At 66.1% G+C, this 19,149-nt stretch carries 16 protein-coding genes, 1 tRNA gene and 1 pseudogene; 10 read left to right on the top strand and 8 right to left on the bottom strand.

Annotated features, from left to right (window positions below):
* Positions 1–37: 37 nt before the first annotated feature.
* Positions 38–859 carry a competence/damage-inducible protein A gene (locus J2852_RS07425; protein WP_209873165.1) on the top strand — a complete coding sequence of 274 codons (822 nt, stop codon included), beginning with the start codon at positions 38–40 and terminating at the stop codon, positions 857–859.
* Positions 860–947: 88 nt separating this feature from the next.
* Positions 948–1,193 (top strand): hypothetical protein, encoded by a 246-nt coding sequence (locus tag J2852_RS07420; RefSeq protein ID WP_209873162.1) that lies wholly within the window; start codon positions 948–950, stop codon positions 1,191–1,193.
* A gap of 13 nt (positions 1,194–1,206) precedes the next feature.
* On the opposite strand, the gene J2852_RS07415 is transcribed toward J2852_RS07420, so the two are convergent.
* The gene (locus tag J2852_RS07415; protein WP_209873159.1) at positions 1,207–1,374 is read right to left on the bottom strand and encodes a hypothetical protein; all 168 of its coding nucleotides are present in this window, start codon (positions 1,372–1,374) and stop codon (positions 1,207–1,209) included.
* 203 nt (positions 1,375–1,577) lie between these two features.
* Between J2852_RS07415 and J2852_RS07410 the strand changes: the two genes are divergently transcribed.
* The 3 genes from J2852_RS07410 to J2852_RS07400 all read left to right on the top strand — a co-directional run bounded on the left by J2852_RS07410 (position 1,578) and on the right by J2852_RS07400 (position 3,822).
* Positions 1,578–1,661, top strand: a tRNA-Leu gene (locus J2852_RS07410).
* Between the two features lie 149 nt (positions 1,662–1,810).
* Positions 1,811–2,725 (top strand): hypothetical protein, encoded by a 915-nt coding sequence (locus J2852_RS07405; RefSeq protein WP_209873156.1) that lies wholly within the window; start codon positions 1,811–1,813, stop codon positions 2,723–2,725.
* A gap of 257 nt (positions 2,726–2,982) precedes the next feature.
* Complete coding sequence (locus J2852_RS07400; RefSeq protein WP_209873153.1) at positions 2,983–3,822, top strand: calcium-binding protein; 840 nt, start codon at positions 2,983–2,985, stop codon at positions 3,820–3,822.
* A gap of 121 nt (positions 3,823–3,943) precedes the next feature.
* On the opposite strand, the pseudogene J2852_RS07395 reads toward J2852_RS07400, so the two are convergent.
* The 3 genes and pseudogenes from J2852_RS07395 to J2852_RS07385 form a co-directional block, all read right to left on the bottom strand.
* Positions 3,944–4,267 (bottom strand): annotated as a pseudogene (locus J2852_RS07395) (YkvA family protein); the annotation flags it as partial.
* Between the two features lie 221 nt (positions 4,268–4,488).
* The gene (locus J2852_RS07390) at positions 4,489–5,130 is read right to left on the bottom strand and encodes a glycoside hydrolase family protein (protein WP_211112129.1); all 642 of its coding nucleotides are present in this window, start codon (positions 5,128–5,130) and stop codon (positions 4,489–4,491) included.
* 103 nt (positions 5,131–5,233) lie between these two features.
* Positions 5,234–8,260: a transglycosylase domain-containing protein gene (locus J2852_RS07385; RefSeq protein WP_209873147.1), complete on the bottom strand. Its 3,027-nt coding sequence runs from the start codon at positions 8,258–8,260 to the stop codon at positions 5,234–5,236.
* Positions 8,261–8,717: 457 nt separating this feature from the next.
* Between J2852_RS07385 and J2852_RS07380 the strand changes: the two genes are divergently transcribed.
* Positions 8,718–9,701 (top strand): acyltransferase family protein, encoded by a 984-nt coding sequence (locus J2852_RS07380; protein WP_209873144.1) that lies wholly within the window; start codon positions 8,718–8,720, stop codon positions 9,699–9,701.
* Positions 9,702–9,707: 6 nt separating this feature from the next.
* Here J2852_RS07380 and J2852_RS07375 read toward each other — a convergent pair whose 3' ends face one another.
* Positions 9,708–10,577 (bottom strand): LysR family transcriptional regulator, encoded by an 870-nt coding sequence (locus tag J2852_RS07375; RefSeq protein WP_209873142.1) that lies wholly within the window; start codon positions 10,575–10,577, stop codon positions 9,708–9,710.
* A 142-nt stretch (positions 10,578–10,719) separates the two neighbouring features.
* Between J2852_RS07375 and bla the strand changes: the two genes are divergently transcribed.
* A complete protein-coding gene (gene bla, locus J2852_RS07370; protein WP_209873139.1) occupies positions 10,720–11,622 on the top strand; it encodes a class A beta-lactamase in 903 nt (300 codons plus the stop codon).
* 70 nt (positions 11,623–11,692) lie between these two features.
* On the opposite strand, the gene hisS is transcribed toward bla, so the two are convergent.
* Positions 11,693–13,048 (bottom strand): histidine--tRNA ligase, encoded by a 1,356-nt coding sequence (hisS, locus tag J2852_RS07365; RefSeq protein ID WP_209873137.1) that lies wholly within the window; start codon positions 13,046–13,048, stop codon positions 11,693–11,695.
* 169 nt (positions 13,049–13,217) lie between these two features.
* On the opposite strand from hisS, the gene pyrC reads away from it, so the two are divergent.
* Positions 13,218–14,273, top strand: a complete 1,056-nt coding sequence (gene pyrC, locus J2852_RS07360) for a dihydroorotase (RefSeq protein WP_209873135.1) — start codon at positions 13,218–13,220, stop codon at positions 14,271–14,273.
* Between the two features lie 3 nt (positions 14,274–14,276).
* Positions 14,277–15,074: a YkgJ family cysteine cluster protein gene (locus tag J2852_RS07355; RefSeq protein ID WP_209873132.1), complete on the top strand. Its 798-nt coding sequence runs from the start codon at positions 14,277–14,279 to the stop codon at positions 15,072–15,074.
* A 25-nt stretch (positions 15,075–15,099) separates the two neighbouring features.
* On the opposite strand, the gene J2852_RS07350 is transcribed toward J2852_RS07355, so the two are convergent.
* On the bottom strand, positions 15,100–15,888 hold the full coding sequence (locus J2852_RS07350; RefSeq protein ID WP_209873130.1) for a class I SAM-dependent methyltransferase: 789 nt from the start codon (positions 15,886–15,888) through the stop codon (positions 15,100–15,102).
* Positions 15,889–16,139: 251 nt separating this feature from the next.
* Positions 16,140–17,759 (bottom strand): exodeoxyribonuclease VII large subunit, encoded by a 1,620-nt coding sequence (gene xseA / locus J2852_RS07345; RefSeq protein WP_209873127.1) that lies wholly within the window; start codon positions 17,757–17,759, stop codon positions 16,140–16,142.
* 57 nt (positions 17,760–17,816) lie between these two features.
* Between xseA and purD the strand changes: the two genes are divergently transcribed.
* The gene (gene purD / locus J2852_RS07340; protein WP_209873124.1) at positions 17,817–19,106 is read left to right on the top strand and encodes a phosphoribosylamine--glycine ligase; all 1,290 of its coding nucleotides are present in this window, start codon (positions 17,817–17,819) and stop codon (positions 19,104–19,106) included.
* The last annotated feature ends 43 nt before the right edge of the window (positions 19,107–19,149 follow it).

Genomic DNA, 19,149 nt, shown 5'->3' with positions numbered 1-19,149 from the left:
TCGCTCCCCCACAGATCGAGAACGGAGCCCACTCCGCATGACCGCCTCCAGCCCCGCCGCTCCCAATCCCGCCGTCTCCAATCCCGCCGTCTCCAATCCCGCCGCCCCCAATCCCACTGCCGCCATCCTGATCATCGGCAACGAGATCCTGTCCGGCCGCACCAAGGACGCCAACCTGCCGCACATCGCGGAAAAGCTGGGCGGCATCGGCATCCGTCTGCGCGAGGCGCGCGTCGTCCCGGACGTGGAGGAGGAGATCATCGCGGCGCTGAACGCGCTTCGGTCCCGCTATACCTACGTCTTCACCACCGGCGGCATCGGCCCGACCCACGACGACATCACCTCGGCCTGCGTCGCCAAGGCGTTCGGCGTGGCGCTGGAACGCAACCCGGAGGCCGTCGCGCGGCTGGAGCGGCACTACCAGCCGGGCCAGTTGAACGAGGCGCGGCTGCGCATGGCCAACGTCCCGGCGGGTGCCACCCTGATCGACAACCCGATCAGCCAGGCGCCGGGCTTCCAGATCGGCAACGTCTTCGTCATGGCCGGCGTGCCGAACATCATGCAGGCGATGATGGATGGTGTCCTTCCGCGCCTCCAGGGCGGCCCGCAGCTGCACGCCCGCACCGTGGCCTGCGAACTGGCCGAGGGGCGCATCGCCGAGGAGCTGGGCGCGCTCCAGGACCGCTACGCGGAGCTGGAGATCGGCAGCTACCCCTATTTCCGCAACGGCTACTTCGGTGTCAGCCTCGTCCTGCGCGGCACCGACGAGCTTCGCGTCGAGGCCGCGACGGAGGAGTTGGTGGGCGTCGTCCGCCGCCTGGGCGGTACGCCCAACGTCACGGTGGGGACCAAGGGCTAGGCCGCAAATCGGGGGGTGTGGCATATTGTCGCGATACTGAACAAAGCTATGTTGAGGATGAGGGAGTGACGATGTGAAGCGCCGTGCCATGAAACCCTTCGAGAAAGCCGCGGTCCTGTTTCTGCTGAAGCACCTGCTGTCCGGCGTGGCCGGGGCGGTGGTGCTGGGCACGGGGCTCCTGCTGTTCGATGTCGCCAATCTTGCCACGCTGATGTGGACGAGTGAGCACGGCATCGTGGCGGCGGTGATGCTCTATGTGGGCCTGATGGTCACCTTCGGCAGCGTGGCAATGGGCATCGGGGTGATGACTCTGAACGAGGACACCCGTCCTTGATGCAGGGCGCCCGTCAGAACGGCCCGAAGGCCTGATAGGCCCAGACCAGAGCCACGATCACGGCGAGCCAGGCCGCCGCGTAGGGCAGCCATGTGCGCCGGTTGCGCGACAGTGCCGCCGGCACGACCAGAACCGCGACCATCAGCAGGCTGACCAATCCCAGCCAGTTGAACGACTCCATCCTTGCGTCTCCCAAACCGTTCGAGTTGCCAATCGTTCAAGTTGAGCCTGGGCATATGGTGTTTTCTTCCCAGCCGTGCAGGCCCTTGACCCGATGGCCCCCGATTGTCTAAGTCAATCCTGCGGAACGGCGTGCTGCATACCTGAATATGCAACTCCAGCGGGCGGCCTTGGCCGGCCGGTGTGCCGATCCGCTGACGATGCGCGGGCGTGGCGGAATTGGCAGACGCAAGGGACTTAAAATCCCTCGCCTACGGCATGCGGGTTCGAACCCCGCCGCCCGCACCATCGTGATCGGCGCGACGATGCGCCGGTTTGAGCGGACGCGACCTGTAAAGGTTTGCGGCACCCATATCGTGTGGATTTTTCGTGCACACCCGTTTTGGTGGCGATATTCTCGACCTCCTATTATTATTGCCGTGCGGATGAGGTCTTCTATGCCGCAAAAACGAGTGTACGGAACCCAGCACAACGATTTTCTCGGCGCGGACGGGCTTGGGACGACGATCATTTATGGTCTGGGTGGGGACGATAGGTTGGAAAACCTGGATTCCGACATGGATGTGCTGTTCGGCGGCGAAGGGGCCGATCGTCTTTACGGCTTGAGAGATTATCTGATCGGCGGGCCTGGCAACGATACGCTCTCTGGCAGCTACATCTTGGGAGGGCCCGGCGATGACTTGATACTCACCACCAGCATCCTGCAATACAGTGGGCCGCGAAGCGCATACGAGATCAAAAGTGTAATCGCTCCTGGTGTTGGAGTTGTTGGATACAGTATCAAGGATTTGCGGCCCGAAAGTCCTGATGGAAATGATTTTATATCTTTCCCTAAATATTATGCCGCAGTAACTTTCAGTGACATGTCTGATTTCGCTGATACGGATGTTTTTGTTCCGGAATCGCAGCAGACCGATGTCTACCGCTTTTATAACTTAAAAACCGAAACGCATTTTTACACGCCGAACGTCGACGAGGTGACGTTCATCCGTGAGAACCTGCCGACCTATCGCTATGAAGGGGTGGGCTTTCAAATTCCGACCGGTCCCGATGCGGCGGGGGCAAAGCCAATGTACCGGTTCTATAACACGGTCTCCGAATCGCATTTTTTCACCTTCGACGAAAACGAACGCGACTCCATTATCGCGAACCTTCCGAGCTTCAGGTTCGAAGGGGTCGGTATGTACGGCTACACCAACAATGCGGTCGATGGCTGCCAAGAGTTGTACCGGTTCTACAATGAAGCGACCGGCCGGCATTTCTTCACGGCAAGCGAAAGCGAGCGAGACTTCGTCCTGGACCAGTTGCCCAGCTATCGCTTCGAAGGGCTGGCCGGCTGGGTGTTCTTGTAAGTCGGCCAGTTTAGACCGGCATCCCGAAGGGCCGCTTTGTCGCGGCGGGCCTCGCGGTGTTTTTTTCATGTGCCCTTCCAGGTCCGGTGTGGTGCGGCATGTAACCGCATGGCGGGTGGCGGACCGATATGCAACCTATGGGCGATGTTTCTATTCTGCGTCGGTGGTCCGAGCGGGGGAGGCTGAATGGCGCGTTCGGCCAGGGCGCTTCCGGTGTGGCTGCGACTGCCGGTTAAAACATTGAAGGGACAGTAAGCATGGCAACCATGGTCGCCGGTACCCGCGTCGACACGTCCGCCGAAGGCAACAGCGCCGGTCTGTATTACGACAATTATTCCTTGACCGCGAACACCCCGACGCAGCTGTCCTACCGCTATACCCTTGGCGGAAGTCCGGTCATGGACATCAGCATGTTCGGTTCGCTGGTGATCACCGATTATTCCGCTTCAGGAAGAATGGACTCCGTTGTCGCGACCTTCCCGGACGGTCGTCCGCTCATGTCCATCACCGGCTTGAACGCGAGCTTCAACGGCATGTATCAGTTCGCGACCGTGCTGACGAACAGTTCCATGTTCAAGAGCGCCGACCACATCACCGGTTCTGCTTACGGCGACGTGCTTTACAGCCATGGGGGCAACGATGCCGTGCTGGGTGGTCCGGGCAGCGACTGGATTGATGGCGGTGATGGCACTGACCTTCTGTACGGAAACACCGATGGCGATATTCTCTTCGGTGGCGCGGGCAACGACGTGTTGTTCGGTGGAGCCGGCGACGACGCGCTGATCGGCGGCCTCGGCAACGATGGGCTGGTCGGGGACCGGGGAAACGATCGCCTGGACGGCGGGACCGGCAACGACGACCTTCAGGGGCTCGCGGGGGCCGACGTCTTCATTTTCCGCTCCGGCTATGGGGCGGATCGCGTGCTGGACTTCAACCCGTGGGAAGGAGACCGGATCGAATTGGCGGCCGGGCAGACCTACAGCATCGGCGCGACCACTGCGGGGGAGGCGGTGATCACGCTCAACGGCAGTTCGTCGCTCACCCTGTACGGCTTCGCCGCCGGTGCTCTGACGCAGGATTGGATCACCTTCGCCTGACGGACCGGTTCGCAAGGGTGCGGATTGTGGGAGCGATGCCGGCGCGTGCAACGCGCCCATCGCCGCACCGGCTTCAGGCTTGGGGCCAGAGCCACCACAGCCCCAGAGCCATCCCCCCGACCCACAGGGCGGCGATGAAGGCCGCGCCGGTGTAGCTCACCGGCTTTGCGGTCTGGCGGGTGGCGACGGTGGCGCGGTGCTCGGCCATCACTTCCGGCGGGATCAGCCGGATGACCAGCAGCAGGCCCAGAGGCACGAGGATGATGTCGTCCAGATAACCCAGGACCGGGACGAAATCCGGGATCAGGTCGATGGGCGACAGGGCGTAGGCCGCCACGCAGAGGGCGGCGGCGCGGGCGTACCACGGCGTGCGCGGATCGCGGGCGGCAAGCCAGACCGCCACCACATCGCGCTTCAGCCCCCGCGCCCAGCCCTTCAGTTTCGACAGCATGCCGTATCCCTTTCCCTCGCCGACCGGCGGATGGCCATGCAGCATGGTCCAAACGGAGCCGGCGGGGAAAGGGGCATGTTGCGGCGTCCGGCCGACCGGCGCGTCAAAGCGGATTTCGATCCGCTTTGGACCGCAACGGCGGTCCCGGCCGCACGTGCGGCCGAAGCCCGGCCGGCACAGAGGCCATATGAATCTAAAGCGAATGCAAATTCGCTTTAGGCCGTCAGTTCCATGGCGGCCGTCGTCTTGGGGCCGACGACCCCGTCCGCGGTCAAGCCGTGCGCGCTCTGCCAGGACGCCACCGCGGCCTTGGTGGCCGGTCCATAGACGCCGTCGGCCTTGACGCCGACGATGGTCTGAATCTGCTGGATGCGGGTCTGTTCGGGCCCCTCCGGCGCGTCCACCAATTGCGGCAGGGGCGCGGTGTCGCCGTCGAACAGGTCGGCTTCGGCGGCGCGGCGCTTCACCAGCCCGTCCAGCTTGCGGCCCCCGGCGTTCACCCACTTGCCGAATTCAGCGGCGGCTCCGGCATAGTCGCCCGCGTTCAGCTTCCGCAGAAGCGTGCTGGACGCGAGATTGCCGGCGCCCAGATTGAAGACGAAGGAGGAGAGCGCGCCGCGCTGGTCGTCGTTTAACGCGACGGTGACGAGACGGTCCACGTCGGCGGCCGCGCCCGCCAGATCCCCGGCAAGAAAGTCTTCCGCCTGCTGCGCCGTGATGGTCTGCCCCATCTTCACGCCCTCGGTGTGGCCGTAACCGATGGTCGGCACGCCCGCCGGGCACAGGTAGGCGTTCAGGTACAGGCCTTCGAAATGCTTCACCAGATCGATGGCGGCTTGGCAGACGGGCTTGGTCATCGCGGTCTCCGACGTTTCGGCGGGTGTTCAGGGGTGCGCTTGCGCACTCCATACGAGCAATCCGCCGAAAGTCAATCCGCCGATGCGACTCTGTTCGTCGCGATCACAATCCCGTCTGCGGCTTGGCCGTGTCCGCCGTCTTCGTGTTGCCCGGATCGATCAGCGGCTGGAGCGCCGGGGCAATGCTCTTCAGCAGCTGGGCGGGCAGGGCGCTGGTGAAGCGGTAGTGGTCGGCCTCCGGCCCGTGCACGAAGGCGGTCATCGTCCCGAAGAAGCGGTCGCCGATGTAGAAGGCGAAGGTCGCCGTCCGGGCCACCGCGCGGGATTCGATCAGGTGCCCGCCGGGGCCGTAGCGGTCCAGGCGATGGTCGCCGGTGCCGGTCTTGCCGCCGATCGGAATGATCTGGCCCGCACCGTCCTTGAAGGAGCCCCAGACCCGCTTGGCGGTGCCGTTCTGCCCGACGTCCATCAGGGCCTTGCGCAGCGTGGCGGCGACCTCGGCCTTCATGACGCGGCGGCCCTGCATCTCGCCCAGGCCCACGATGGCTTCGTAAGGCGTGCCGGAGGCGAAGTGCAGCTTCCGCACGCGGACGGTCGGCTGGCGCACGCCGTCGTTCTGGATGATGCCCACCAGCTCCGCCAGGGCGGCCGGGCGGTCGGCGGAGCTGCCGATGGCGGTTGCCAGCGACGGGATCAGCGTCTCGAACGGGTAGCCCAGCTTGCGCCACTGTTCGGTGATGCGCTGGAAGGCCTCTTCCTCAAGCCCGATGCGGATGCGGGTGTTCTGCGCGGCCTGCCCCTTCTTGAACAGCCACTTGTAGCTTTCCTGGCGCTCGCGCACGCTGGCGTCCAGCACCTCCTGCCGCTTGGCGGTGGGGTGCTTTTGCAGATGCGCCACCAGCCACAGCTCCAGCGGATGGACGCGCGCCAGATAGCCCAGGTCGTTCAGCGGGAACTTGTCCGGCCCGTATTTGGCGTAGAGCGCCGCGATGTCGCCGTCGTCCAGCTTGCTGTCCGGCAGGCGGGCGCGCAGGAAGGCGCCGAACTCCTTCACCCCGGCCTGCGGGCGCACGGTGCGGAAGATCACCGACAGGCGGTGCGGCATGGGCCGCGACTTGGCCGCCAGCATGGACAGCATCTCGTCCGGCGTGCGCTTGCGGTAGGTCGTGTAGAAGCGGTTCAGGAAGTCGCTGCCTTCCTTGTCCGCGAAGCGCGCCAGATAGGCCTGGCGGGCCGGATGGTCGGGGTTGTGCAGGATGTCCGTGGTGTCGTCGCCGCCCTCGGCCATGTAGAACTGCACGATGTCGCGCATCATGCGGATGAAGGGCAGGTTGACGGAGTTGCGCAGCGATTCCGTGACGGTCAGGATGCTGCCGTTGTCCTTGTTGTTAAAGTTCACGAAGCTGTGCAGGCCGCCGCCGGTGAAGAAGGCCTCGCCGGGGCTGGCCGAATAGCGGCGCTCCATGGCGGCGTCCAGCATGGTGGACAAGCCGCGGTCGGGCGCGGCCGACAGCCAGCTGGCCGCCCAGCGCGTCAGGTTGTCGGACGCCTCCTCCTCCACGTCGGCTAGGAAGTCCTTGGGCAGGTGGGCGTAGCGGGTGTGCAGCTCCGCGACGATTTCCAGGTAGGTGGCCAGCGTGCGCAGCTTCGCCGTGGACCCCAGGTCGAGCTTGGCGCCCTCGTTGATGTCCAGCGGCTGGTCCAGGTTGTCGGCCTGGATGCGCAGGTAGTTGGCGTCCTCGCCCCGTTCGTAGATTGTGACGGAATAGATGATCTTCGACAGGTCGTTGTTCTTGACGTCCAGCAGACGTTCGCCCGTCAGGCCCATCTGGGCGGCGAAGGCCGGGTCGTTCAGCTTCGCCAGCACCTCGACCACCCGCTGTTGCGTCGGCGCGTCCAGGGTGGACTGCACGGTCAGGTCGGTGCGGTCGAGCTGGTAGAGGCTCGGCACGCCCAGCATGGACAGCAGCCGCGCGCGGATGGCGTTGGGGGCCTTCTGCTCCACGAAATTGGCGGTCTGCGCCTGCGGCGGATCCTCGCGGAACTTCAGCGTGACGGCCAGGGCGGCGTCGCGCAGCCGCTCGTCGATGACGCCGGCCTGGGCCAGCACGCGCAGGTGGCTGTCCGCCAGCCGCTCCAGCGCCTGCCGGTCCTGGATCAGGTAGTAGGAGGGGCGCCGCTGGGCCAGAAGAAGGCTCAGCACCTGCTTGTAGGCCAGCGCCTTCAATTGCAGGGTGCGGGCGTCCGTCGCCTCTTCCGACAGGACCTTTTCGGCGATCGGCAGGTCGGTGCCGAACCACGCCCACAGCCCGTCGCCGAGGCCATTCACCTCGCCGAAACCCGGCCGCGCGGTGAGCGGCGTGGAGTTCAGGTAGTCGATCAGGATGCGGCGGCGATGGAGGCTGGTGTCCTCGCCGTCCAGATAGGCGCGCACGCTGGCCGAGGCCATCTGGCGCAGCTTTTCCGTGGCGCCGCTGGTCTGGCCGTCCGGCGAATGGCGGTACTTCTCGATCTGCGTGGCGAGGGTGGAGCCGCCCGGCGAGCGCTGGCCCGGCTTGATCCACTGAATCGGCAGCATTGCCACGGCGGCGGCGAAGCGGTCCCATTCCACGGCGGGGTTGCGGCGCGGCTCGTCGTCGTTCAGCAGTTCTCGGTTTTCGATGAACAGCAGCGTCTTGGCGACCAGCGGCGGCACGTCTTCGAACTTGGTGAAGACCCGTTCGGGGTAGCGGGCGGAGAACAGGGTGGTGCCGTTGCGGTCGAGCAGCGTCAGGCCGGCCCGCGTCTTTTCGTGGTAGATGGGGAAGCCCCCACCCGCCATGAACGAGTCCAGCCTCGGCGACAGCTGCGCCTGCATCTCGACCGCGTACATGTCGTCGGTCAGCGACTTCAGATAGCCGGGCAAGCCAATGTAGCCGAGACGCTCGTTGTACGGTCCCTGGGTGGGGTAGCGGGCGGCCGGATTCGGCCCTTCGCGCAGGGTGAAGGTCAGTTCCTGGCCGAACGCCGACAGCAGCTTGGCCTGCAACCGCGACGTGCGCATTTCTTCCTGCGCGACGAGACCGACGCCGGCCAGCGTTGCCGCGAACGTCACACCCCAGATTGCGCGCCGCCACCACAACCGCGTCATGTCGGCTCCAGCCATCTTCGCGAGTTGGTTAAAATGCCGGCGAATTGCGCCGGACGATGCGGCTGAAATGTAGGAGTACGATGGTTAACAACCTGTGTAATGCTTCCCCTTTCGGAGGGCCGATTCCGCCGCAAAATAGATTTACTCATAAATCGTGAGAGGCCGTGGCGCGGCCGCCACAGATTCGCCTTACAGTGGTGTGGTTAAGATTGCGCGGCCTTGCCAAGACCAGTTGTCCTGCCTGGAGCAGCTTTTGGCGAGCCTTTTCTCCGAAAGATCGGAGAGGTGTCTGTTCGGTGTGGGGCATTCGAGCAAAATTTAGTGGAAATCTCTTTCGCCTGCTTGTTGGCACCCGCCCCTATGCGCATTGTCCGGTCCTATACGGGACCCATCCGTCGGCCGGCGGGAAGGCCCGGCCAACAAGAAAGGAGAAGCCCCGCCGGGGGCTTGGGTCCGCATGGGGACGAAAAGAACCTCCTACAACATCGACGAACTTCGTGGCCTCGCGTGCTTTCTGCTGGTCGCCTATCACGTGGTCGGTGTGCCGGGGTCAGGCATGCAGGTCGGGGATGATTCCTGGTACCGCTACGCGACCAGCAGCTTCGAACTGGTGCGCATGCCGCTGTTCACCTTCATTTCGGGGCTGGTCTATGCCTACCGCCCGGCGGTGGCGGATCGTCTGGGGGCCTTCTTCGGCAAGAAGCTGCGCCGGCTGCTGATTCCCTTCGTCACCATCTCCACCCTGTTCTTCATGGCGCAGAGTCTGGCGCCAGGCGCCAACGGCTCCGACGCGCCGGAGGCGATGTGGCGCATCTACCTCTTCTCCTACGCGCACTTCTGGTATCTGCAGGCGCTGTTCTTGATCTTCCTGGTGGTCGGGCTGCTGGACGCCTTCCGGATCATCTCCCGGCCGATTCCCTTCGCCATCCTATTGGCGCTGGCGCTGGCCGGAGGCATGACGCTGGCGGTTCCCGGAAATCCCTTCTCGGTGAACGAGGCGATGATCCTGCTGCCCCACTTCCTGCTGGGCGTGGCGGTGACGCGCTTCCCGGCCCTGTTCCGCCGGCCGGAGATCGCCGGTCTGGCGGTGGCCGGGCTGGTGCTGGCCGTCGCCATCCACCAGACGGCGCTGTTCCGGCACGACACCATCGGTTGGCACAGCCCGGTGGCCTTCCTGTGCGGCATGTGCGGGGCGCTGGTTCTGCTGCGGGTGATGCCGTCCAGCGCGCTGTTCCGGCGGATCGGCGGCAGTTCCTATTCCATCTACCTGCACCACGCCTTCTTCACGGCGGGCACGCGGATCGTGCTGCACCGGCTGGGCGCTGATGACCTGACGCTGTTTCTGGTTTCGCTGGCGGCGGGCATCGCCGGTCCGCTGGTGCTGGAGGCGCTGGCGTCCCTGCGCCCGCTGACGCGGGTGGCGCTGGTGGGCAAGACGTGACGGAGCTTACGCGGCCGACGTGATCCAGTCCTGGAACGCCTTCATGGCGGAGGTTGGATAACGCGATTTCAGACTCGTCAGCCAATAGCCTCCCAGCGAGATGGACACCGGGAAGGGCTGCCGGATCTCTCCGTTGGCCAGCAGGCGCGAGAACATGAGCGGGGGCGCCAGTGCGACCCCCGCTCCCTGCAAGGCCGCCTCCATCATGGCGACCGAGGAGTCGAACACGATCCCTTTCAGCAGCGGGGCGGGGCAGGGGACGCCGGCGGCGTCGAACCACCGCGTCCATTCGTCCGCCCGGTAGGAGCGCAGCAGCGTCTGGTTCATCAGATCGGCCGGCTCCCGCAGTTCGTCCGCAATCTGCGGGATGCACAGGACGGACAGAGGCGCCTCGAACAGCGGCACGGCCTCGATGCTGTGCCAGGCGCCGTTCCCGAACCGGATGGCGTAGTCCAGACCTTCCGCCGCCATATCGACGCGGTTGTTGTTCGTCGAAAGCCGGACATCGACGAATGGGTGCTTCTTCTGAAAGTCGGGCAGGCGCGGCAGCAGCCAGCCGACGGCGAAGGTGCCGACCGCGCCGATCATCAGCACCTCGCGGACATGCCCGCCCTCGAACCGTTCCAGCATGTCCGCCATGCGGTCGAAGGATTCCCGCAGGACGGGCAACAGGGCTTCCCCCTCCGGCGTGATCATCAGCCCGCGCGGCAGGCGCTTGAACAGCGTGACGTTCAGCCGGCTCTCCAGAAGCTTGACCTGGTGGCTGACCGCCGCCTGGGTGACGCACAGCTCGATGGCCGCGCGGGTGAAGCTCAGATGCCGCGCCGACGCCTCGAAGGCGCGAAGGGCGTTGAGCGGGAGATGCGGCCTGACCATGGATGCCCAAATTCAATTTATGGCACCTCCGAAATATCGTGGTTTGTCACGCCGGTCAAACCCCGCCTATCCTCGCCGCAAGGTTGTTTGGAAGTAAAAACCAAAACCAAACAACCAGACCGGGATGGCTCTGGAGAGGAATATGCAATCGATGCTGACGCGGCGCGGCTTTTCGGCAATGATCGGTACCCTGCTGGCCGGTGGGGTGATGGTTCGTCCAGGCTTTTCCTTGGCCGCCAACGGTGCCGTCGACGAAATGATCGCCCAAATAGCCAAGGCCGAAAAACGGCTGGGAGCCCGCATGGGTGTGGCCATACTCGACACGGAAACGGGACGGCGCTGGAATCATCGCGCGGACGAGCGCTTTCCGATGTGCAGCACCGTCAAGCTGCTCGCCTGCGGGGCGGTGCTCGCGCGGGTCGATGAAGGCCAAGAAAATCTGGGCCGGCGCATCCGGTTCCAGGCCGGCGACATCGTGAGCCATTCGCCTGTCACGAAGAACCGCGTCGGCGGCGACGGGATGACGCTCGCGGAACTCTGCGAGGCCACCATGACCCTCAGCGATAACACCGCGGCCAACCTGATCCTGCACAGCCTTGGCGGGCCGTCCCAGGTCACCGGCTTCGCGCGGTCGCTGGGCGATTCCATGACCCGGCTCGACCGGTGGGAAACCGAACTCAACGAAGCGACGCCCGGCGACCCGCGCGACACCACGACGCCCGCCGCCATGGCGGGAAGCCTGAGGTCGCTGATTCTCGGCGACCGGTTGTCCCAGCGGTCGCGTGACCAGCTCACGGCGTGGATGGTGTCCAACAAGACCGGGGATGCGAAGCTGCGCGCCGGCCTGCCGAAGGATTGGCGCGTTGGCGACAAGACGGGCGGGGGTAACCACGGCACCACGAACGACGTCGCGGTGATCTGGCCGACCAACCGCAAGCCGGTGTTCATCAGCGTCTACATGACGGAGACGAAGGCCTCCTTCGACGACCGCAACGCGGGCATCGCGGACATCGGCCGGGCGCTGCGGGGCGTGCTGGCGGCGTAAAGCCGAAACGAAATGGGCGGCAACCCCGAAAGGCCGCCGCCCGTCATCCGTCACCGTGCGGCAAGGAGCGTTACGCCCGCCCCAGAAGCTCCTTCGCCTTGGCGGCGATCTCGGCCAGCGGGACTTCGACCTGCTCGCCCTTCACCAAGTGCTTCAGGGTCGCGGTGCCGCGCACCTTTTCATCCGAGCCCATCAGCACGACCAGCGGGATGCCGGCGCGGTCGGCATACTTCATCTGCTTGGCGATCTTGCCGCCGTCGAGTTGGATTTCCGTGTTGATCCCCGCCGCCCGCAGTTCCGTCGCCAGACGGAAGTAATCCGCCGACAGGGCCGGGTCCATCTGGGTCACCAGCACCTCGGCCGTGGCGCCGCCGTCCTTGATGAGGCCGGCTTCCATCAACTGATAGAACAGGCGTGTGACGCCGATGGAGATGCCCACACCCGGCAGCTTCGACTTGGTGTAGTGGCTCGCCAGATTGTCGTAGCGCCCGCCGGAGCACACGCTGCCGATGCCCGGATGGTCGTTCAGGAAGGTCTCGTAGACCGTACCGGTGTAGTAGTCGAGACCGCGCGCGATGGCGAGGTTGATGCGCACCACGCCGTCGGGCACCTGGAAGGCCTTCAGCCCCTCCACCACCGTGGTCAGCTCGGCCACGCCCAGCGCGAAGGTCTCGTTCTCGATGCCCAGCGCGTTCAGCGCGGCCAGCGTCTCGTCGTTGGAGCCCTTGGCGTCGATCAGGCCCAGGATCGTGTCGGCGACCTCGGCCGGCACGCCCAGGTTCCCGGTCAGGCTGTCGCGCACCTTGTCGCGGCCGATCTTGTCCAGCTTGTCGATCTCGCGCAGCACCAGCATGCGCTTCTCGGCGTCGTCGATGCCCAGCCCGTCCAGCAGGCCCAGCAGGACCTTGCGGTTGTTCACGTTGATGGTGAAGCCGCCGAAGTCCAGTTCGCTGAAGACGTGGTAGATGACCGCCGGGATCTCCGCGTCATAGTGCGCCGACAGGCTGTCCTTGCCGATCACGTCGATGTCGCACTGGTAGAACTCGCGGAAGCGGCCGCGCTGGGCGCGCTCGCCGCGATAGACGCGCTGGATCTGGTAGCGCCGGAAGGGGAAGGCGAGGTCGCGCTCGTGCTCCGCCACATAGCGGGCGAGCGGCACCGTCAGGTCGAAGCGCAGCGCCAGTTCCGGCTTGTTCCCCTGCTGGATGGCGCCGGTGGACTGCACGAAATAGACCTGCTTTTCCGTTTCGCCGCCGGACTTGGTCAGCAGCGTCTCCACCGTCTCGAACACCGGCGTCTCGACCGGGACGAAGCCGAAGCGCTCGTAGCCCCGGCGGATGGTGTCGAGAAGCCGCTGGAAGGCCACCTGCTGGCGCGGCAGCAGTTCCATGGTTCCGGGCGGGGTGCGGGGGGTGATCAGGCTCATCGGCGCGGGTCCGGCTTCACGGTGTTCCAAAGGATGCCCCGGTTCTATCCCCGCCTTCGCCATCCCGCAATTGGGAAGTCCCGGCCGCCGGCACCAACCACCGTCGTTGAGCCGCCCGCCGGAAGCCGTTAGAACTCCATCAGTCTTGTCCTCCTGCCTGTGAGCCGCCATGCCGACCGAACGCCTTGTCCTTCGCCGTCCCGACGACTGGCACGTGCACCTGCGCGACGGTGCGATGCTGAAGGCGGTTCTGCCCTTCACCGCGCGCCAGTTCGGCCGCGCCATCGTCATGCCGAACCTGAAGCCGCCGGTCGCGACCACCGCCGACGCCGTCGCCTATCGGGAGCGCATTCTGGCGGCCGTTCCGGCGGGCGTGTCCTTCACGCCGCTGATGACCGCCTATCTGACCGACGGCACCGACCCGGACGATCTGGCGCAGGGCTTCGAGGACGGCGTGTTCGCGGCGGCCAAGCTCTACCCGGCCAACGCCACCACCAACTCCGCCCACGGCGTCACCGACATCGCCAAGATCACGCCGGTGCTGGAGCGCATGGCGGAGATCGGCATGCCGCTGCTGATCCACGGCGAGGTCACCGACCAGGCCGTGGACATCTTCGACCGCGAGGCCGTCTTCATCGACCGCACCCTGGCGCCGCTGCTGGAGCGCCATAAGGCGCTGCGCGTCGTGCTGGAGCACGCCACCACCGCCGAGGCCGTGGCCTTCGTCCGCGACCACGCCGCGTCGGGCCGGGTCGGCGCCACCATCACCGCGCACCATCTGCTGATCAACCGCAGCCACATCTTCCAGGGCGGCATCCGCCCGCACCTCTACTGCCTGCCCATCGCCAAGCGCGAGACGCACCGCCAAGCCCTTCTCGAAGCCGCCATTTCCGGCGAGGGACCGTTCTTCCTGGGCACCGACACCGCCCCGCACCCGCTGACCGCGAAGGAGAGTGCATGCGGCTGCGCCGGCTGCTTCACCGCCGCCAACGCCCTGGAACTCTACGCCGAGGCCTTCGAGCAGGCCGGCGCGCTGGACACGCTGGAGGCCTTCGCCAGCCTGAACGGCCCGCGCTTCTACGGCCTGCCGGTCGCCGAGGAGAAGGTCGTTCTGGAGCGCAGCCCCTCCACGGCGCCGGACATCGTGCTGATCGCGGACGGCGACGGCGTGCTGCCCTTCCGCAGCGGCGAGACCCTGAACTGGACCTTCGTCGGGGCGGCCTGAGCCTTGGCTGGGCCGCTCACCTTGGATGGCGTCATCGCGCGGGCTTACCCGGCCGCGCTCGACACGCTGGGTGAGCGGCCGACCCGCGCCACCGTCCTGTCCGCCATCCGCGCCGGCCACGAGGCCGCGCAAGGGCTGATCGACGACCTCGCCGCGCAGGCCACGGCCGGCGGCCAGCGCCTCGGCTGCAAGTCCGGCTGCGCCTTCTGCTGTCACCAGCACATCGCGGCCAGCCCGGCGGAGCTTCTGTCCGTCTTCGACGCGGTTACCGCTTGGTCCGCCGACCGTCAGGCGGAATTGCGCCGCCGCCTGGACCAGGATGCCCCGCGCGTCGCCTCCCTCGGCCATGCCGAACGGCGCGCGTCGCGTCTTGCCTGCGCGATGCTCGACCGCAAGACGGGGTTGTGCACCGCCTACGAACGGCGGCCGATTCCCTGCCGCTCGCACCTGTCGCTTCTGCGCACCGCCTGCGAGCGGGAGTTCCGCAACAAGGGCACATTGCGGCCCGGCGACAAGCCGGTCCCGGTGCTTCAGCCGCCCAAGCCCGCCGCCGGGGCCGTGCTGGTCGCCGTGGAACTGGCGCTGGACCTGCGCGGCCTCAGCGTCGAGCCGACCGAACTCACGCTCGGCCTGCACCACGCGCTGGGCGACCCGACCGCCTTCGACCGCTGGCTGTCCGGGGAAAACCCGTTTCCGGCGCTGGCTCCACCGCCGGACAGCCGCCGCGCCCGCGAAGGCCTGACCTACACGGCGATGATCCGGGCTGAGCGGGGGCGGTTGGAGCGGCAGCGCGTGATCTGATCTCGTTTGCTTCAGGCAAAGTGTGTCATTTGCCCATTCGGTAAACGATGCCGCGCCATGGTGAAATGATGCTGAAGGGTGGTCTTTCGAGTTTGGTGCTGACTTTTGTCATCTCGGGATATTGTCCAAAGACGTCTTCGGCTCCGTTGCTTTCCTTTGGATTGAGGAACACAATGTATATTGTGCGCGGGTTGGCCGAGTAGGATGTATGGATGTTTCGCGCCACTTGGATCAATATGGGCTTGTTGAACGGGTTGAAGAAAAACAGAACGCAAGGGGTTGGCGGCAATTCGAAGGTGGTCGCATCGGCACAGGCGACCTCGATGTCCGGACATAGACGAGGGCCGTTGCTGTAGGACGCGATGTTGTCCCGCATGCGGTGGCACAAATCCTCCGAAAACTCGACCCCGATTGCCTTTTTGAACGGATAGCGGGCGGCCAGAAGGACCGCTCTGCCTTTGCCGGCACCGAAGTCTATGAAGGTGAAATCATTGAGGTCTTCGGGAATCGTCGCCATCAGGTGGGGGAACTGGGCGACGTGCATCGGCTCGTAACCCGCGCTGTGTTTCGGGTCGCCGTGCAGGGCTTTCAAGTGATTCAGTTCGACATCTCCTTCCGTCTGGATGGTGTGTCTTCGGTCGAACATTTGGTCCTGCAGTCGCAGGACGCGTCGCAACATGCGCCGCCAAAGCGCCCATCCAGTCAGTTTAAAGCCCCCGACCAAGCCCAAATCCGCAACCGCACAATAGGCGCGCACAAGATCCCGCTGACCTTGAAAGAGCCGGTATTTTCGAGTGTTGTGCAGAGGTTTCATGGGAGAGCCCGCCGCTGATGGTGAATCGGGGATGGAGTGTTCCGGTGGAAAGACCCGCGCTGTTGTCGATAAGAATTCGAGGCCCCGTCTTTAGGAGACGTGTGTTCGTTGTTCCTTGAAAGCTACAAGGTTGTGCAGCCTTTAGCATAGAGGGCCAAAAGGCGGACGTGGCGGCGGCCATGATCACTATGGACGACCGGAAATAGGATGAGACGACCGCCATGATCCTTCGGGCTGATGAGCCCGGATGCTTAGAACAAGCTTCCCTGCGTCGGCGCCCGGTACAGTTTCTTCGGCTTTTCCGGCTTTGGCTTTTCCGGCTGTGGCGCCGCAACCGCAGCGGGTTCGGTTTTCGGCGCGCCGTCCACCGTCGCGGCGGCCTTGCCGTCCGCGAAGACCAGCGTGACCGGCAGCCCCGGCGTAGCCTGGGCGGCGCTGGTCAGCGGCTTGCCGTCGCCGGCCTCCACCAGGGCGAAGCCGCGCGCCAAGACGCCTTTGTAGGAATAGCTCTCCAGCAGTTGCCCGACCGAGGCCAGCTTTGCCGCCCGGTCCTCCACGGTCTTGCCGTAGCTGCGCTCCAGCCGGGGCTTCAGATCCTCCAGCCGCCGGCCGCCCTCACTGAACTTGATGCGCACCGGGCCGAGCGACAGCCGCCCGGCGACCCGCTCATACTGCCCGCGCGCCGCCATCACCGCATGCCGCAGCGCCCCGTCCAGCGCCCGACCTTCGGAGGCGAGGCGCTGGCCCGCCTGCATCAGCTTTTCGCGCGGGTGGCGCAGCGTGGCGCCAAGCTCGCCGACTTTGGTTCGGCGGCGCTCGATGAGGGCGCCGGCCGCCAGGACCAGACGTTCCGCCCGGTCGTCCAGCCGTTGCGCGTGCCCCTCCAGCAGGGCGCGCGGGTCGCCCAGGCCACGCGCCAGCCCTTCGACCCGCGTCCGCCGCTCGGTCAGAATGCGGTTGGCGCAGCCGACCAGCCGGCGCTGGCAATCCAGCACCCCGGCCATCAGTTCGGCCCGCACCGGCACCGCCATCTCGGCCGCCGCTGTGGGGGTGGGCGCCCGCAGGTCGGAGGCGAAGTCGATCAGCGTCGTGTCGGTCTCGTGCCCGACCGCCGAGATCAGCGGAATGCGGCTGGCCGCCGCCGCTCGGACCACGTTTTCCTCGTTGAAGGCCATCAGGTCTTCCAGCGAGCCGCCGCCGCGCGCCACGATCAGCAGGTCGGGACGGGGCATCGGCCCGCCGGGTTGAATGCGGTTGAAGCCCTCGATGGCCGCCGTCACCTCGGCCGCCGCGCGCTCGCCCTGCACGGCGACCGGCCACAGCAGCACCCGGCGGGGAAAGCGGTCGTTCAGCCGGTGCAGGATGTCCCGGATGACCGCGCCGGTGGGCGACGTGATCACCCCGATGACCTCCGGCAGGAAGGGGATGCGCTTCTTGCGGGACGGCTCGAACAGGCCCTCCGCCGCGAGGCGCCGCTTGCGTTCCTCCAACATCTTCAGCAGGGCGCCTTCGCCGGCCAGTTCCATCGACTCGATGACCAGCTGGTACTGCGAGCGGCCGGGGTAGGTGGTCATGCGGCCGGTGACGATGACCTCCAGCCCTTCCTCCGGCTGGACGGCCAGCTTCGACACGGTGCCGCGCCAGCACACCGCCTCGATCACCGCCGTGTCGTCCTTGAGCCGCAGGTAGCAGTGGCCGGAACTGTGGCGCTTCGGCTGCGAGATCTCGCCGCGCACCCGGACGAATCCGAACTCCTCCTCGATGGTGCGCTTCAGGCGCCGGGCGAGGTCGCCGACCGAATATTCGGGCAGGTTGGAACCGGGGCGGGGCTCGGCCGCGATCAGCGGCGAATGATCAAGGTCTTGAGTCATGGCGGCACCATGATACAAGGCGCGGTGTCGGCAACAAGCTTGGAAGGACGGGGTGCCATGAAAGTCCTGGTGGTCGGATCGGGTGGGCGCGAACACGCGCTGTGCTGGGCCATCGAAGCCTCGCCTCTCTGCGACAAGCTCTACTGCGCGCCCGGCAACGCCGGGATCGCCGACGTCGCCGAATGCGTGCCCATCGGGGCTGAGGATGTGGACGCGCTGGTCCGCTTTGCCAGTGACAACGCCATCGACTTCGTCGTGGTCGGGCCGGAGGGGCCGCTGGTCCTCGGCCTCGTGGACAAGCTGACCGCTATCGGCATCAAGGCCTTCGGCCCCAGCGCAGCGGCCGCCGAGCTTGAGGGCTCCAAGGGCTTCATGAAGGACATCCTGGCCAAGTACGGCGTGCCGACCGCCGCCTATGGCCGCTTCAAGGATGTGGAGGCCGCCAAGGACTTCGTCCGCAAGAACGGCGCGCCCATCGTGGTGAAGGCCGATGGGCTGGCCGCCGGCAAGGGCGTGACCGTCGCCCGCACGGTCGAGGAAGCCTTCGCCGCCATCGATGAGGCGCTGGTCGAGGGCCGCTTCGGCGCCGCCGGTGCCGAGGTGGTGGTGGAGGAGTTCCTGGACGGCGAGGAGGTCAGCTTCTTCGCGCTGTGCGACGGCGAATCGGCGCTGCCGCTGGCCTCGGCCCAGGACCACAAGGCGGTGGGCGACGGCGACACCGGCCCGAACACCGGCGGCATGGGCGCCTACTCCCCGGCGCCCGTCCTGACGCCGGACCTTGAGGCGCGCGTCATGCGCGAGATCGTGGAGCCGACCGTCAAGGGCATGGCCGCCGAGGGCCGCCCCTTCAAGGGCGTGCTGTTCGCCGGCCTGATGATCGTGAAGGGGCCGGACGGCCAGCCCGTGCCGAAGACCCTGGAGTTCAACGTCCGCTTCGGCGACCCGGAATGCCAGACGCTGATGATGCGCCTGAAGTCCGACGCGCTGGCGGCCCTAGTTGCCGCTGCCGACGGCGTGCTGAAGAGCATCGACCTGCGCTGGCATGACGAGACCGCGCTGTGCGTCGTCATGGCCGCCAAGGGCTACCCCGGCGACTACGTCAAGAACACGGAGATCAAGGGCTTCGATGCTGCCAACGCGGTGGAGGGCGTGACCGTCTTCCACGCCGGGACGAAGCGTTCGGATGATGGCCGGGTGCTGTCCACGGGCGGCCGTGTGCTGGGCGTGACGGCGCTGGCCCCCACGGTGGCCGAGGCGCAGAAGCGGGCTTATCAGGCGGTGGACGCGCTGGACTGGCCGGACGGCTTCTGCCGCCGCGACATCGGCTGGCGCGCGGTGGGGCGCTGACGGTTCCTAGACCGAATTCCGGTTCCTTCTGAACCGGAATTCG

The organism is Azospirillum soli, assembly GCF_017876165.1.
GTDB classification, from domain to species: Bacteria; Pseudomonadota; Alphaproteobacteria; order Azospirillales; family Azospirillaceae; genus Azospirillum; species Azospirillum soli.
This window is presented reverse-complemented; position numbering and strand designations above follow the sequence as displayed.

Excerpts from the sequence above, each read along its gene's own strand:
- J2852_RS07380 (WP_209873144.1), top strand. The coding sequence starts at position 8,718 with ATGGGGACGAAAAGAACCTCCTACAACATCGACGAACTTCGTGGCCTC.
- pyrC (WP_209873135.1), top strand. The coding sequence starts at position 13,218 with ATGCCGACCGAACGCCTTGTCCTTCGCCGTCCCGACGACTGGCACGTG.
- J2852_RS07350 (WP_209873130.1), bottom strand. The coding sequence starts at position 15,888 with ATGAAACCTCTGCACAACACTCGAAAATACCGGCTCTTTCAAGGTCAG.
- J2852_RS07420 (WP_209873162.1), top strand. The coding sequence starts at position 948 with ATGAAACCCTTCGAGAAAGCCGCGGTCCTGTTTCTGCTGAAGCACCTG.
- J2852_RS07375 (WP_209873142.1), bottom strand. The coding sequence starts at position 10,577 with ATGGTCAGGCCGCATCTCCCGCTCAACGCCCTTCGCGCCTTCGAGGCG.
- xseA (WP_209873127.1), bottom strand. The coding sequence starts at position 17,759 with ATGACTCAAGACCTTGATCATTCGCCGCTGATCGCGGCCGAGCCCCGC.
- J2852_RS07425 (WP_209873165.1), top strand. The coding sequence starts at position 38 with ATGACCGCCTCCAGCCCCGCCGCTCCCAATCCCGCCGTCTCCAATCCC.
- hisS (WP_209873137.1), bottom strand. The coding sequence starts at position 13,048 with ATGAGCCTGATCACCCCCCGCACCCCGCCCGGAACCATGGAACTGCTG.
- J2852_RS07400 (WP_209873153.1), top strand. The coding sequence starts at position 2,983 with ATGGCAACCATGGTCGCCGGTACCCGCGTCGACACGTCCGCCGAAGGC.
- J2852_RS07390 (WP_211112129.1), bottom strand. The coding sequence starts at position 5,130 with ATGACCAAGCCCGTCTGCCAAGCCGCCATCGATCTGGTGAAGCATTTC.
- J2852_RS07385 (WP_209873147.1), bottom strand. The coding sequence starts at position 8,260 with ATGACGCGGTTGTGGTGGCGGCGCGCAATCTGGGGTGTGACGTTCGCG.
- J2852_RS07415 (WP_209873159.1), bottom strand. The coding sequence starts at position 1,374 with ATGGAGTCGTTCAACTGGCTGGGATTGGTCAGCCTGCTGATGGTCGCG.
- purD (WP_209873124.1), top strand. The coding sequence starts at position 17,817 with ATGAAAGTCCTGGTGGTCGGATCGGGTGGGCGCGAACACGCGCTGTGC.
- bla (WP_209873139.1), top strand. The coding sequence starts at position 10,720 with ATGCAATCGATGCTGACGCGGCGCGGCTTTTCGGCAATGATCGGTACC.
- J2852_RS07405 (WP_209873156.1), top strand. The coding sequence starts at position 1,811 with ATGCCGCAAAAACGAGTGTACGGAACCCAGCACAACGATTTTCTCGGC.